Here is a 13,246-nt window from a genome sequence, read left to right as displayed (position 1 = left end):
TACTGGCCGGGTGAAGCCAGCAATTTGTCAGCGGTTCGGCATCGATTTCCCGTTGTTCGCGTTCAGCCACTGCCGCGACGTGGTCGCCGCGGTGACCAACGCCGGCGGCTTCGGAGTGCTCGGCGGGACGGCGTACACGCCGGAGCAGTTGGACCAGGAGCTGAGGTGGATCGACGACCACGTCGGCGGCAAGCCCTACGGCGTCGATTTGATCGTGCCGGCCAAGTACGAGGGCAAAGGCGAGAACATCACGTCGGCCGATCTGGCGGACCGGATCCCCGACGAGTACCGCGGCTTCGTCACCGAACTGCTGGCCTCGCACGGCATCGAACCGGAGACGTCGCCGCGGATGGGGGGCGCGGCGCTGTCGGGCAACACCGGCAAGGAGTTGATGGAGGTGGCGATGAGCCACCCGATCCGATTGATCGCCAACGCGCTCGGAGTGCCGCCGGATTACATGATCGAAGCGGGCAAGGAGCACGGCGTGCCGGTGGCGGCGTTGGTCGGCGCGAAGGAGCACGCCGTCAAGCAGGTGGCCGCAGGCGTCGACCTGATCGTCGCGCAGGGCACCGAGGCGGGTGGGCACTGCGGTGAGGTCACGACGCTGGTGCTGGTGCCCGAGGTCTTGGAGGCCCTTGCGGCCATCGGCAGTGCGGTGCCGGTGCTGGCCGCGGGCGGGATCGTCACGGGCAGGCAGATGGCGGCCGCCGTCGCGATGGGCGCCGACGGTGCGTGGACGGGATCGGTGTGGCTGACCACTGAGGAGGCCGAGACTGCGCCGCACACCAAGCAGAAGTTCCTGGCGGCCTCGTCGCGCGACACGGTGCGCTCGGCCGGCCGGACCGGAAAGCCTGCACGACAGCTGGTTTCGGACTGGACCCAGGCGTGGACGCCGTTCGAGGGCGGGCGCAAGCCGTTGCCGTTGCCGCTGCAGTCGATGCTGTGCGAGCCCGTCATCCGTCGCGTCGATGTGCTTGCCGCGCAAGGTCATGAAGGTGCGCAGGCGCTCGCGACGTACTTCGTCGGCCAGGGCGTCGGCCTGATGAACAAGGTCAAGCCGGCCCGCGAGGTGGTGCGCGAGTTCATCGAGGACTACGTCGCGGCCACCGAGCGACTGAGCAATTCACTGCCCGACTAACCTCCGCGAGCGCACGCCTGTTGCACCCGATCGCGAGAAGATCCGCGAACAAGCGTGCGCTCGGCGATGGTCGGAGGAGGATGTCTCTCATGCGTATGCGGCAGACAGCGGCCGGGATCGTCGCCTCTGTGGCGGTGCTCGCGCCGGTGGCGCCGGCCGCTGCCCAGCCGCTGAACCCGATCCCGGGCAGCGGCTTCTTCCTCGTCGGTCCCGACGTCGCGCCGGGCCTCTACCGCACCGACGGGACGGCGTCGAACTGGCAGATCTGGATCAACGATGTGCCGACCCAGGACTCGATGTGCCTGTGGTTCACCTACAGCACCCCCGATGCGAACAAGGACCACGTGGTCGCGACGAATATGTCCATCGGCCCGATGTACGCGACTCTCAACGAGACGGTGAAGGCCTTCGAGACGCGCAACTGCGAACCCTGGACCCGGGTCCCCTGAGTCCTCGCTAGTCGAAGGTGATCCGCACCGAGACGGGGTCGCTCTCCATCGCGCGCATCGTCAACGCCGTCGCCGACTGACCGAGCCTGCCTGCGCCCCCGAAGCTGCGGGCGCGGGCACGCACGTCGTCGTCGGGCTCGAAAGTCGCTGTGCCGGTCCGCCATTCGCCATCGATGCGGACGCGCACCTTCGGGTTGGCTGCGATGTTGTAGGCCCACCCGGCGCGCCGGCCGTGCTGGGAGATCACCCACACTCCCGCGTCGTCGGCCCGGCCGGCCAGCGGAACGCGGCGCGGCTCGCCGGACTTGCGGCCGACGGTCTCCAGTTCGACCACGAGAGATGAGCGCACGCCGATTCGGTCCAGCACAGCGACCACGGGGTTCATCACCACGCGGCCCAGTTGCCGCTCCATCTTGAACTTGCGCCGCGCCTTCTCGGCACTTCTCGTTCCCATCACAACCTCCTTCTCGGCTAACGGGCAACAGTAGTTGAGTGATCACTCAAAAACAATGGGCCGCGTAAACACCGTCGCCAGCCAGCGCAAACGTGGGAGGCTTCGGCCATGGGGGGCACGCCAGAGACGCGGTACGCCGTCGCCGATGACCTTCATATCGCGTATCAGGTCGTCGGCGGTGATGGACCCGATGTGCTCTTGGTCCTCAGCCCGAACCTTCCCATCGACTTGCTGTGGGACGACCCTACGGTGGCGGAACATCTCGGCCGGCTGGCATCGTTCAGCCGGCTGATCATGACCGACCTGCTGGGCGTCGGCAGTTCCGACGCGGCGCCCCCGGGCAATCCCTCGATGCAAGTCTGGACCGATTGCCTGCTGGCGGTGCTCGATGCGGCGGGCAGCGAGCGGGCAGCCGTCTTCGGGATGACCGAGTCGGCTCTCGCCGTCATGATGCTCGCCGCCAGCCAGCCGGCACGAGTTCGGTCACTCGTGCTGGCGAGTTCCTACGCCTATTTCCTGCGCGCGCCCGACCAGCCCTTCGGGTTCCCAGAGCGAGACCTGGAGAGGTACGTCGAGGCCTTCGGGCGCAATGTCGGGACCGGAGCGACCGTCGACATACTCGCTCCGAGTTGGGCGAACAACGCCGCGAAGGTGCGGTGGTGGGCCCGCTGCGAACGGTTGGCGCTGGGCCCCGGTGGGTTCAAGCGCGCATTCCACTTGTTCGCGCACACCGACGTCCGTCCGCTGCTGTCGACCATCCAGGCGCCGACGCTGGTGCTCAGCCGACGGGGCGATCGCCATGTCCGGTGCGGCCATGCTCGCTACCTCGCGGACCGGATACCCGACGCCCGACTCGCCGAGTTCGACGGCGACGACAGTCTGTGGTTCGCCGGCGATGCCGACAGTGTGCTGGACGAGGTCGAGACCTTCCTCACCGGCACGCGGGGCGCGCGGCCGTCCAACCGGGTCCTGGCAACCGTTCTGTTCACCGATATCGTCGACTCCACCGCTCGCGCAACGTCTCTGGGCGACGACGCGTGGAGCCGGGTGCTGGCCGCCCATGACCGCCTGGTCGAGCGGCACGTGGCCGGCTGGCGAGGTGAGCTGGTCAAGTTCACCGGTGACGGCGTCCTGGCCACCTTCGACGGCCCGGCCCGCGCGATCGAATGTGCGCGCGCCGTCAGCGAGGCGGTTCGAGACATCGGCGTGTCGATCCGGGCCGGTCTGCATACCGGTGAGATCGAGAAGGCCGACGACGACGTGCACGGCATCGCCGTCCACGTCGCGGCACGCATCTTGTCGCTGGCTCGAGCGGGAGAAGTGTTGGTGTCCAGCGTGATTCCACCGTTGGTGCTCGGTTCGGGTCTGCCGTTCGCCGATCGCGGAGAACACGATCTCAAAGGCTTGCCGGGGCCATGGCGCGTCTATGCCGTGGACTCGGCGACCGATCGGCGAGTGTAACGCCATGGCGTGATTCGGCCGAAAAAGGCGCCGTAACGTTACATTCGGCGCGCAGCCGTCAGCCCTCGGCGGCCAGCGGCAACCGCACCTCGAAACGCGCGCCGGTGCCCAGGTTGCGGGCCGTCAGCGTGCCGCGATGGGCCTGCACCAGGCCCGCGGCGATCGCCAGGCCCAGCCCCGATCCGCTGGGCAGAGACGAGTCCGCCCGTGGCACCCGGTCATTCGAGCCCCGGTAGGCGACGTCGAACACCCGCGGCAGGTCCGCCTCGTCGATCCCGACGCCGGTGTCGTCGACCCGCGCCCACGCCCCGTTCTCGTCGGCGCCCAGCGCCAGCGACACCCGACCGCCCTCCGGTGTGTGCGCGATCGCATTGGCCACCAGGTTCGACAGCACCCGCACCAGCGCACGGTCACTGCCAAGCACCCGCACCGGCGTCTCGGGCAGTTCGGCCTTCAACTGCACACCCGCGCGCTCTGCGGCGATCCGGTGTGCGGTCAGCACATCGTCGACGACCTCGTCGAGCGCCACCTTGTCGAACACCGGCTGTATCGCGCCGGCGTTGATCTTCGACATCTCGAAGAGGTCGTCGACCATCTCGGACAGCCGGATGGACTCCTGCTCGATGGTCTTGGCGTGCACGCCCACCTCGGCGTCGGGCACCACGCCGTCGGCGATCGCTTCGGAGAGCGCTCGGATGCCCGCCAGCGGGGTGCGCAGGTCGTGGCTGACGAACGCGACCAGCCTGCGGCGCGACTGCTCGGCCGCCCGCTCGGATTCGCGGATCTCCTGCTCCCACACCGTGCGTCGGGCCTGGTAGCGGGCCAGCATCACCGCCGCCGGAATGGTCACCACCGACACGATCACCAGCACGACCGCCGTCTGCTCGAACGTCTCGGTGATCATGAACCCGCTGGCACCGAGCACCCCGGTGAACGTCGCCAACACCGGAATCAGCACCAGCGCCACCATGCTCACGGCCAGCGACCACGAGCGCGCCAACCGGACGACGAGCGCTCCGGCCAGCACGACGGGTACCGAACACGCCAGGGCGAGCCCGGCGATCTCCCAGAGGTGGGTCGGCACCTACGCCCTCTGGTCCTCGCGCACGCGCTCCTCGCCGCTCCACAGGTAGCCGCGACCCCACACCGTCTGCACGCGGTGATGCTCGCCGAGCTTCGACCGCAACCGCTTGACGTGCACCGTCACGGTCGACAGATCACCGAAGTCCCAGTGCCACACCTGCTTCAGCAGCTCCTCGCGGGTGAACACGGTGTCGGCGTGCGTGAGGAAGAACAACAGCAGGTCGAACTCGCGGTTGGTCAACGACACCGGCGCACCGTTGATCGTCACCGTCCGCGACGCGGTCGCCACCGTCAGATCGCCGACGGTGATGTCGATCGGCAGCCGGCCCGTCGGCGCGGGCGCCCGCCGCAACACCGAGCGCACCCGCAACGCGAGCTCGCGCGGGCTGAACGGTTTGGTCAGATAGTCGTCGGCGCCGGCCTCGAGCCCCGCGATCCGGTCGTCCTCCTCGCCGAGCGCGGTCAACAGGATGACCGGCACGGTGTAGTCGCCGCGCTGGCGCAGGCTGCGGCACAGCGTCAACCCGTCCGGGCCCGGCATCATCACGTCGAGCACCGCGACGTCGATGCGCTGCGATCCGAGCAGCCGCAACGCCTCGGTTCCGTCGTGGGCGATGGCGACCTCGAGACCGTCGCGCTCCAGGTAGCGGCGAACGACGTCACGGACGACCATGTCGTCGTCGGCGATCAGCACCCGGGTCACACGCCCGAGAGTAGTCCGGCGCAGCCACTACCTGCGCCGATGTCACGGATTCGTCACCAAACGACTGATTGGGGGTTGACCGGTGTGGCTAGCCTCGGGGTCATGCCCGACTGTCCGGTCACGGTGGTGCTGCCCTGTCTCAACGAGGCGGAATCGCTGCCCGGAGTCCTCGCAGCACTGCCCGCCGGGTACCGGCCGCTCGTCGTCGACAACAACAGCACCGATGAAACGGCGCAGGTCGCACGGCACCTTGGGGCCGATGTGGTCACCGAGAAACGTCCCGGCTACGGCGCCGCGGTGCACGCCGGCGTGGTCGCGGCGACGACGCCGATCGTGGCGGTGATCGACGCCGACGGGTCGCTGGACCCCGGTGAGCTGCCCGCGCTGGTCGACGAGTTGCACCGCGGCGCCGACATGGCGATCGGGCGCCGGCGCGCCGTCGAGGGCCTCAAGTGGCCGTGGCACGCCCGGCTGGGCACCGCGGCGGTGTGCTGGCGGCTGCGCAGTCGGCATGGGCTGCCGGTGCACGACATCGCCCCCATGCGGGTCGCGCGCCGCGACGCGCTGATCGGTCTCGGTGTCGAGGACCGCCGATCGGGGTATCCGCTTGAACTGCTGGTCCGGGCGGCTGCGGCGGGCTGGCACGTGGTGGAGCGCGACGTCGACTACGGCCCGCGAACGGGCGGGAAATCGAAGGTGAGCGGGTCGCTTCGCGGCAGTGTCGTGGCGGCCATGGACTTCTGGCGGGTGATCTCGTGACAGTGCTCCCCGTGACCGCGTTGGTGGTCGCCAAGGCCCCGGTGCCGGGTCTGGCCAAGACCAGGCTTGCCGCGTCGATCGGCGAGGACGCCGCCGCGGGCATCGCCGCGGCCGCGCTGCTCGACACCCTCGACGCGGTGGCCGCCACGCCCGCGCAGGAAAGGGTCGTGGCGTTGACCGGCGAGCTGAGCGACGCGGCGTGCGGTGCCGAGATCCGCAGCCGCCTGGCCGATTTCACCGTCGTGAAGCAACGCGGCGCCGATTTCGCCGAGCGGTTGGCCAACGCACACGCCGACGCATCGAGCGGTCGTCCGGTGCTGCAGATCGGCATGGACACCCCGCAGGTGACGTCCGACATGCTGGCCGAGTGTGCGCGGTCGCTGCTGGGCACCGACGCTGTCCTGGGCATCGCCGACGACGGCGGGTGGTGGGTCCTCGGGGTGAGGAAACCGGCGATGGCCGACTGCCTGCGCACCGTGCCGATGTCGCGGCCGGACACCGGCGTGCTGACGTTCGCCGCGCTGTCGGCGACGGGCATCGCGGTGAGCCTGGTCGCCGAGCTCGCGGACTTCGACACCATCGACGACATCGAGGCGGTGCGTCGAATGTGCTCCGCGGACAGCCGATTCGCCCGTGCGACAAGGGCGGTGGGCGTCTGATGCTGGGCAATCTCTACGATCGCGCGCTCGACGGTGAGCGCTGTTGGGTCCGGCACGACGACGGCGAGGTGCGTCACCTTCCGGTGCGCCGGTGGCTCGGCGGTCGGCACGCCGATGGTCGCTTCGATCACGCCGTCGTGGATCTGTGTGAGGGTCCCACCATCGACCTCGGCTGCGGCCCGGGCCGGTTGGTGACCGAGCTGGTCCGGCGCGGCATCCCCGCCCTCGGGGTCGACCAGTCGGCCACCGCGGTCGGACTGGCGCGCCGTAGCGGTGCGCCGGTGTTGCGGCGGGACGTGTTCGGGCCCTTGCCCGGCGCGGGGCGCTGGCAGACCGTGCTGCTGGCCGACGGCAACATCGGCCTCGGTGGCGACCCGCACCGGATGCTGCGGCGCGCGGCGGAACTGCTGCGGCACGGCGGCCGCTGCATCGCCGAGTTCGAGGCGATCACCCGGGGCGTGCGCGCCGGGTGGGTGCGGCTGGAGTCGTCGCGCACGGTCGGCCCGTGGTTTCAGTGGGCTTCGGTCGGTATCGACTGCGCGGCCGAGATCGCCGAGGAGGCCGGCCTGGTGCTGACGCGGATCCACCCGATCGGCAGCCGCGTCGTCGCGTGCTTGACGGCCTAACGCATCGCCGATCGCACGGCGTAGACGACGGCGCTGGCACCGAACATGGCGGCGGTCAGCAGCAGCCAGCGCCCGAGGAACGGTTCCTGGGTCTGGCCCGTCGCCGCGAACACCGTCGGCGCACCCTGCTCGATGATGCCGGGCAGGAAAACCAGCAGCGTCAGCCCGGAGGCCAGGGTGGGTACCCGGACGTAGTTCACCACGGCCACCCGTGTGCGGAATCTCCTGCTGGCGAGCAGGATTCGATCCGCCAGCGCGTAGAGCGGGAACAGCACCAGGTCGTGGGCGATGATCGCGACCGCGAACCACACCAGGATCGACTGCCACCACGTGCGCTGGTTCCACAGCGCGGCCGGTGTGGCGGTGGCCAGCACATAGCCGAACAACGCGAAGCCGGCGACGAGGGTGAGCAGGTGCAGCGGATGCGATCCGTACGCCGCGCGGAACCGGGCCACTGCGGAGCGCATGTCAGGTGCTCCGGAAGTCGATGGAGCCGACCCATTTGGTGTTGTGCACCCCGGGCAGCGCCGGGACGATGATGCGCGCCGGGAATCCGTGGTCCGGTGACAGGTCGGCGTCGTTGACCCGCAACGCCAGCAGCGAATCCGGGTGCAGCACCTGGTTGCCCTGCAGGGTCGCGCGGTTGAACGCCCCGCGCCGCTCGACCGACCGGACGAACGCCGACGCCGGCGCCGTGACGCCGGCCAACGCGGCGAGCTCGCCCAGCCGCACACCGGTCCACGTCTCGGTCGTCGACCAGCCCTCCACGCACGCGATCGGCAGCCGCGCGGTGTGCTGCGGCATCGCGGCCAGCGCCGCGCGGTCGAGCACGACGGGTTTCGGCCCGCCGGTCAGGGTGAGCCGCCACGCTTCACCGGTCAGGTCGGGGGTGATCCTGGCAGCGGCCGCGGTCCGGTTCACCTGGAAGTCGTTGGGACCGTCGCCGCGGGTCTGCCCGCGCGGCAGCAGCAGTGCGGTGTGTCGCGACCACCCGCCGATGGTCTGGCCGGCCGTGAGCACGGCCATCAACAGCGCCCCGCCACCGACGAGGGCCAGCGCGCCGCGGCGGCTGAGCGTTGCGGGACCGGGCTCGGCGGCGGCCAGGCCGTCGGGCTCATACGGGTCGGCGACGGTGTCCTCGCGACCGGTGCGCAGCACCTCGCGCATCGACCGGGACCTCAGGCCCGCCCGCATCCGCGGGATCTTGAGCGCGATGTGCATCCCGAATCCCGCGATGAACACCCACGCGCCGAAGTAGTGGGCGGTGTAGAAGCTGAAACCGAAGATGTAGTCGTACTGGATGTTCAGCACGCCGGTGGCGATCTCGAACAGGATCCCGCCGACCAGCAACAACAATGAAAGCCGTTCGGCCAGTTGGGCGATCGACCGGGACGGCGGCCAGGCGAACAACCGGGGGATCACCGACCACAGCTTGGCGAGCACGACCGGGATCAGCACCAGGCCCAGGACCACGTGCAGGCCCTGGTTGAGCCGGTACAACCAGGACGGATCGGTCGGCCAGTCGAAGGTCGGCAGTTTGAGCCAGCCGACGTCGGCGGGGATCGCCTGGCCGAACTGCGGCCCGTAGGCGATGTAGGACAGCAGTCCGGTGACGATGACGACCGGCAGCGTGACCAGCAGCACCGCGCCGAGCATCGAGGTCAACCACAGGCCACGCAGCGGACTACGCCAGCGGATCAGCCGCGGCGCGGTCGGCTTCTCGCCGTCGCCCATGCCTCCAGCGTCCCGCTCCATCACCCTGGGTGTGCGCCCGACCCGCCTCCGTTACCAATTCGTCAGAATGAAGTGATTGATCAGCAGGGCGCCGACCACGTTGAGCGCCAGCCACCAGCGTTGCGAGCGCGGTGGCAGCAGCGCCCCGGCGGCGGTCAGCCAGATCATGAACGGCAGCCAGATGCGTTCGGTCTCGGCCTTGCTCAGCATCGACAGGTCGGCGAGCAGGATCGCGAGCAGGGCGCCGATCACGATCATGCGCAGTCCGGGACGGCTGCGGATCGCCGCGACGTCGAACACCCGGCCGATCCCGGCGACACTGCCGAGACCGATCGCGCACACCGTCGACGCCAGGTTCGCCCACGCCCAGTACTGGAACGGCCGGTCGTTCGCGATGCCCTGCCAATAGCGTTCCTGGACAAGGGTGTAGCCGTCGAACCACCAGAACCCGGCGGCCAGGAAAACCAACACGACGGCCACCGCGGCGACGATCGCCGGGGCCGCGGTGCGCAGCGCAGCGCGCCAGTCCGGCGCGCACATCAGCACCGCGACGGCGGGCAGCGCCATCAACCCGAGGCCGTAGTTGAGAAAGATCCCCCAGCCCAGCAGCAGGCCGGCGCCCGCCGCGGTCACCACCGGCCGGCGGACCCGCCCGCTCACCGCGAGTGCCAGCAGGGCGATGCCCCACGCCGCGACACCGGCGAAGTAGCCGTCGGCCGACACCGCGATCCAGATCGCCGTCGGCGCCACCGCGACGAACGGTGCGGCCATCCGCGCGGTTGGTTCGTCGGCCAGCGCCCGCACCGCCACCACGATCGCCGCCGCCGCGCTGGAGCCGACGAGCAGGCACAACAGGCCGGCCCACGCCCCGCCTCCGAGCCCGATGCGGTCCAGCCACACGAACGTCAGGAGCGCACCGGGCGGATGACCCGACACGTGGGTGATCCACGAATCCGGCTGATAGTCAACGATTCTGTCGGAGAACGTGCGCAAAGCCTCGGGAATGTCGGTGACGGTCGGCACCTGGCGCAGGTACTCGTGGCGGGTGGTGAGCCTGCCCGCGAAGCCGCGTTGCCAGCCGTCGACCATCGCCAACGAGAACGCCCACGCACACGCGGTGGCCCACGTCACCCACGGCAGCACGCGCCACGGCAACCGCAGCGCGACCGACTGCCCGAACAGCACCGCCGCCGCGCCGATGACGAGCGCCGGTCCCGTGCCCCAGCCGACGTGCGCATCCCACCACCCGAAGAGCGGCGCGGTGTCGGCGAACGCGCGCAAGCGCTGCGGTGTGGCGTTGATCAGCGGTGTGACGACGCCCAGGTGCAGGTGCGGTACGACGAACGCCGCGACGACCAACAGCACGCCGACGGCTACGGCTATGGCCTCCCGGCGACCCACTCGCATGCCCGCGAGCCTACTTAATTGGCGCGAGCGTGCCTGTCTGCACGCGACGCGCCGCGCAATTACGGCACTCCGCGCACGCTCACCGCGAACGAGCGTGCGTCAGTACAGGATCGAGCGCATGTTGGCCTCGCTGTAGTACGCGTCGAGCTCGGCGAGGCTGACGTCGGTTCTCGTCAGCGACTTTGCGATCTGCGAAACACTCGGCAGCGCAGTGGGATTCCAGGTCTCCGGCTTCCACGCATCCGACCGCAGGAACGCCTTGGCGCAGTGGAAGAACACCTCCTCGACGGCGACTTCCAGCGCGAGGATGGGACGCTTACCGTTCACGGTCATCGCGTCGAAGTAGTCGGCGTCGGACAGTACCCGTGCGTGACCGTTGATCCGCAGCGTGTCGCCGCGTCCGGGGATCAGCGACAGCGCGCCGACGTACGGGTTCTGCAGGACGTTGAGGTAGCCGTCGACGCGCTTGTTGCCCGGCCGCTCCGGAATGGCGATCGTGGTGTCGTCGATGACGTGGACGAACCCGGGCGGGTCGCCCTTGGGGGAGACGTCGATGCGGCCCCGTGCGTCGGCGGTCGCCACGAACACCAGCGGCGACGCGGCCAGCCAGTCTCGATGCAACGGCGACAGCCGGTCCTTCACCTTGTTGGCGACGTACTCGTTGGGTGTGCCGACGAGCGCGCGCAGTTCATCTGCGGTGCTGACTTCGTGACGCATGGTTACATCATGGCGGCCGCAGTCGGAGGTGGATTAACCGCCCGCGCCTCCGGGTAGCCGTCGGTGCGGAGGTGAGTGCAATGGCACACCATGTCGAAGTCGACGCTGCGCTGTGGGACGAGTTCCACCGCGTGGTGAACATGACCTCGCGCGAGCTGTTGGATTGGCTGCGCACGCGGTCCGCGCACGAGGACAGCGAGGAGATGCCCGACCAGTCCGGCACGCAGACGGGCCGGGCGGTGCTGGACATCCTGCAGAAGCGGCGTGTCGACCTGACCGACCAAGACGAGCGGGTGATGCGCAAGGTCGTCGACCGCATCCACGCCGAACGTCGTGACGACCTCGAGCCCACTGCGGGCCAGGAGAATTGGCGTCATCGCTTGATGACGATCGGTCACGACCCGCTGAAGCCGCCGCGCTAGGGACTATCCGCCGAACCGGTTGGCGAGCGCCCGACGGTCCACCTTGCCGATACCCCGCCGCGGCAGGTCCTCGACGACGTGCACCTCCCGGGGCGCGGCCGTGACGTCCAGCGTCGCCGAGACGTGTGCGCGGATCTCCGCCAGGCTCGGTGCGCCGAAATTCGGTGACAGCACCACGGCCGCGACGACGCGCTGGCCAAGCCGGTCGTCGGCCACCCCGAACACCGCGCACTCCGCGACGGCCGGATGCGTGGCCAACGCCGCTTCCACCACCGCGGGCATGATTGTCAGACCGCCCGTGCTGATCGCATCGTCCACCCGGCCCAGTACCGTCAGCAGTCCCGAATCATCAACGACGCCAACATCGTCGGTGCGAAACCAGCCCGGCTCGGCGAACGGATCCGGAGAGACCGGATTTCGGTAGCCCTTCGCCAGCGTCCGCCCGCCCAACACGATTCGGCCATCGTCGATGCGCACCCGCACCCCGTCGAGTGGCCCACCGTCGTACACGCACCCTCCGGCCGTCTCGCTCATCCCATAGGTGCGCACCACCGGAACCCCTGCTGCAGAGGCCGTCTCGGCAAGCCCCGCCGGCATCGGCCCACCGCCGATCAGCACCGCATCCAGCTTCGCCAGGGCCCTCGTCGCCGCAACGTCCCGCAGCGCCTTCGCCAGTTGCGCCGCCACCAGCGAGGCGTAACGCCGCCCGGACTCCGATGACGCGACCGCGGAGACCAGTTGGCCCGCATCGAAGTTCGGCGGGATCACCACCGGCGTCGTTCCCGCGACGACACTGCGCACCAGGACCTGGAGACCCGCCACGTGCGACGCCGACAGGGCGAGCAGCCACTGGCCGGGCCCACCCAGTCGGTCGTGCGTCGCCTCGGCGCTGGCGCGCAGCGCCGACGCGGTCAGCATCGCGCCCTTGGGTGTGCCGGTGGTACCCGACGTCGACACCACCACCGCGACGTCGTCGTCGATCTCCTCCTCCGCGCGCAAAGCCGCAGTCAGAAAGGAAGATTCCCGCGAGTCCCCAGCGGGAACCGGAAGCACACTCGCGCGCCCGGCCAACGCGTCCTCCACCACGGGTAGCACGGTCAGCACCGCAGGCCCGGCCGGAACCGCGACCGGTCGCAGGACGGCTATGGGCCCTCCTCGCCGTCACGCGGATCGTCGAGCGGCCACCCCTTGGCGGCCAGTCGCTCGCGCACCCTTTCGATGTCCTCCGGGCCCGGCAGCGCATCGGTGATCTGGGTGATCAGCACGCCGATGTCGGCTTCGTCGAAGTCACCGCGGTCACGCAGTTCCACCGCGACCGTCCTGACCTCGTCGTCGGTCAGGCGCCGTTTGAGCAGGGCGAACAGCGGCACCCGGTCCGGACCCGGCACCCCGTCCGGATAGCCGGCGGTGATCCACTCGACGATCTTGGCCAGGAACTTCGTCACTGCGCCCTCCCGCGTGTCGTCTCGGGTCTGAGTGCCCCGGATGGATGATGCTAATGCGCATCCGAATGCGGCCGTTTTCGACACCGCCGGCGAACCTCATGGCGCCGTCGGTTGCACTGCCGATGAATACCTCGCACGGCTCGGTAAAGTGCCTGCTCGACACGCGTAATCAAAGTGGTCGAACGTTAG

At 69.6% G+C, this 13,246-nt stretch carries 16 protein-coding genes; 7 read left to right on the top strand and 9 right to left on the bottom strand.

The genetic code is table 11. From position 1 onward, the window contains the following. The first annotated feature begins 10 nt into the window (after positions 1 to 10). A complete protein-coding gene (locus ABGB19_RS10080; protein ID WP_347685763.1) occupies positions 11 to 1,138 on the top strand; it encodes a nitronate monooxygenase family protein in 1,128 nt (375 codons plus the stop codon). Positions 1,139 to 1,218: 80 nt separating this feature from the next. Next, positions 1,219 to 1,587, top strand: coding sequence for a hypothetical protein (locus ABGB19_RS10075; protein WP_347685762.1), 369 nt, complete (start codon positions 1,219 to 1,221; stop codon positions 1,585 to 1,587). Between the two features lie 7 nt (positions 1,588 to 1,594). Here the strand turns inward: ABGB19_RS10075 and ABGB19_RS10070 are convergent, their stop codons facing one another. Beyond that, positions 1,595 to 2,041 carry a nitroreductase family deazaflavin-dependent oxidoreductase gene (locus ABGB19_RS10070; protein WP_347685761.1) on the bottom strand — a complete coding sequence of 149 codons (447 nt, stop codon included), beginning with the start codon at positions 2,039 to 2,041 and terminating at the stop codon, positions 1,595 to 1,597. 108 nt (positions 2,042 to 2,149) lie between these two features. Between ABGB19_RS10070 and ABGB19_RS10065 the strand changes: the two genes are divergently transcribed. Further along, positions 2,150 to 3,502, top strand: a complete 1,353-nt coding sequence (locus ABGB19_RS10065; protein WP_347685760.1) for an adenylate/guanylate cyclase domain-containing protein — start codon at positions 2,150 to 2,152, stop codon at positions 3,500 to 3,502. 58 nt (positions 3,503 to 3,560) lie between these two features. Here the strand turns inward: ABGB19_RS10065 and ABGB19_RS10060 are convergent, their stop codons facing one another. Both ABGB19_RS10060 and ABGB19_RS10055 read right to left on the bottom strand, forming a co-directional pair. Further along, a complete protein-coding gene (locus ABGB19_RS10060; protein WP_347685759.1) occupies positions 3,561 to 4,586 on the bottom strand; it encodes a HAMP domain-containing sensor histidine kinase in 1,026 nt (341 codons plus the stop codon). Then, positions 4,587 to 5,288 carry a response regulator transcription factor gene (locus ABGB19_RS10055; RefSeq protein ID WP_347685758.1) on the bottom strand — a complete coding sequence of 234 codons (702 nt, stop codon included), beginning with the start codon at positions 5,286 to 5,288 and terminating at the stop codon, positions 4,587 to 4,589. Positions 5,289 to 5,390: 102 nt separating this feature from the next. Between ABGB19_RS10055 and ABGB19_RS10050 the strand changes: the two genes are divergently transcribed. Genes ABGB19_RS10050 through ABGB19_RS10040 form a run of 3 tightly spaced genes read left to right on the top strand, consistent with a single transcriptional unit; the run spans position 5,391 to position 7,332 of the window. Next, complete coding sequence (locus ABGB19_RS10050) at positions 5,391 to 6,047, top strand: glycosyltransferase family 2 protein (RefSeq protein WP_347685757.1); 657 nt, start codon at positions 5,391 to 5,393, stop codon at positions 6,045 to 6,047. Continuing rightward, the gene (locus ABGB19_RS10045; RefSeq protein ID WP_347685756.1) at positions 6,044 to 6,706 is read left to right on the top strand and encodes a DUF2064 domain-containing protein; all 663 of its coding nucleotides are present in this window, start codon (positions 6,044 to 6,046) and stop codon (positions 6,704 to 6,706) included. The genes ABGB19_RS10050 and ABGB19_RS10045 overlap by 4 nt, the downstream gene beginning before the upstream one ends. After that, entirely contained in the window at positions 6,706 to 7,332 is a 627-nt protein-coding gene (locus ABGB19_RS10040) for a class I SAM-dependent methyltransferase (RefSeq protein ID WP_347685755.1), read from the top strand. Before ABGB19_RS10045 ends, ABGB19_RS10040 begins: the two co-directional genes overlap by 1 nt. On the opposite strand, the gene ABGB19_RS10035 is transcribed toward ABGB19_RS10040, so the two are convergent. The 4 genes from ABGB19_RS10035 to ABGB19_RS10020 form a co-directional block, all read right to left on the bottom strand. Then, complete coding sequence (locus tag ABGB19_RS10035; RefSeq protein ID WP_347685754.1) at positions 7,329 to 7,799, bottom strand: hypothetical protein; 471 nt, start codon at positions 7,797 to 7,799, stop codon at positions 7,329 to 7,331. The two genes, ABGB19_RS10040 and ABGB19_RS10035, sit on opposite strands and share 4 nt — an antisense overlap. Position 7,800: 1 nt before the next feature. Then, on the bottom strand, positions 7,801 to 9,066 hold the full coding sequence (locus ABGB19_RS10030) for a molybdopterin-dependent oxidoreductase (protein ID WP_347685753.1): 1,266 nt from the start codon (positions 9,064 to 9,066) through the stop codon (positions 7,801 to 7,803). Between the two features lie 51 nt (positions 9,067 to 9,117). Then, entirely contained in the window at positions 9,118 to 10,473 is a 1,356-nt protein-coding gene (locus ABGB19_RS10025) for a hypothetical protein (protein ID WP_347685752.1), read from the bottom strand. A 99-nt stretch (positions 10,474 to 10,572) separates the two neighbouring features. Next, positions 10,573 to 11,190: a pyridoxamine 5'-phosphate oxidase family protein gene (locus ABGB19_RS10020; RefSeq protein ID WP_347685751.1), complete on the bottom strand. Its 618-nt coding sequence runs from the start codon at positions 11,188 to 11,190 to the stop codon at positions 10,573 to 10,575. A gap of 80 nt (positions 11,191 to 11,270) precedes the next feature. Here ABGB19_RS10020 and ABGB19_RS10015 point away from each other — a divergent pair, with 80 nt between their 5' ends. Continuing rightward, positions 11,271 to 11,612, top strand: a complete 342-nt coding sequence (locus tag ABGB19_RS10015) for a DUF3140 domain-containing protein (RefSeq protein WP_347685750.1) — start codon at positions 11,271 to 11,273, stop codon at positions 11,610 to 11,612. A 3-nt stretch (positions 11,613 to 11,615) separates the two neighbouring features. Here ABGB19_RS10015 and menE read toward each other — a convergent pair whose 3' ends face one another. Then, positions 11,616 to 12,758, bottom strand: coding sequence for an o-succinylbenzoate--CoA ligase (gene menE / locus ABGB19_RS10010; protein WP_347686219.1), 1,143 nt, complete (start codon positions 12,756 to 12,758; stop codon positions 11,616 to 11,618). Then, on the bottom strand, positions 12,755 to 13,057 hold the full coding sequence (locus ABGB19_RS10005) for a DUF3349 domain-containing protein (protein WP_347685749.1): 303 nt from the start codon (positions 13,055 to 13,057) through the stop codon (positions 12,755 to 12,757). The genes menE and ABGB19_RS10005 overlap by 4 nt, the downstream gene beginning before the upstream one ends. Positions 13,058 to 13,246 lie beyond the last annotated feature (189 nt).

It is taken from the genome of Mycobacterium sp. B14F4 (genome assembly GCF_039871645.1).
Classification (GTDB): Bacteria; Actinomycetota; Actinomycetes; order Mycobacteriales; family Mycobacteriaceae; genus Mycobacterium.
This window is presented reverse-complemented; position numbering and strand designations above follow the sequence as displayed.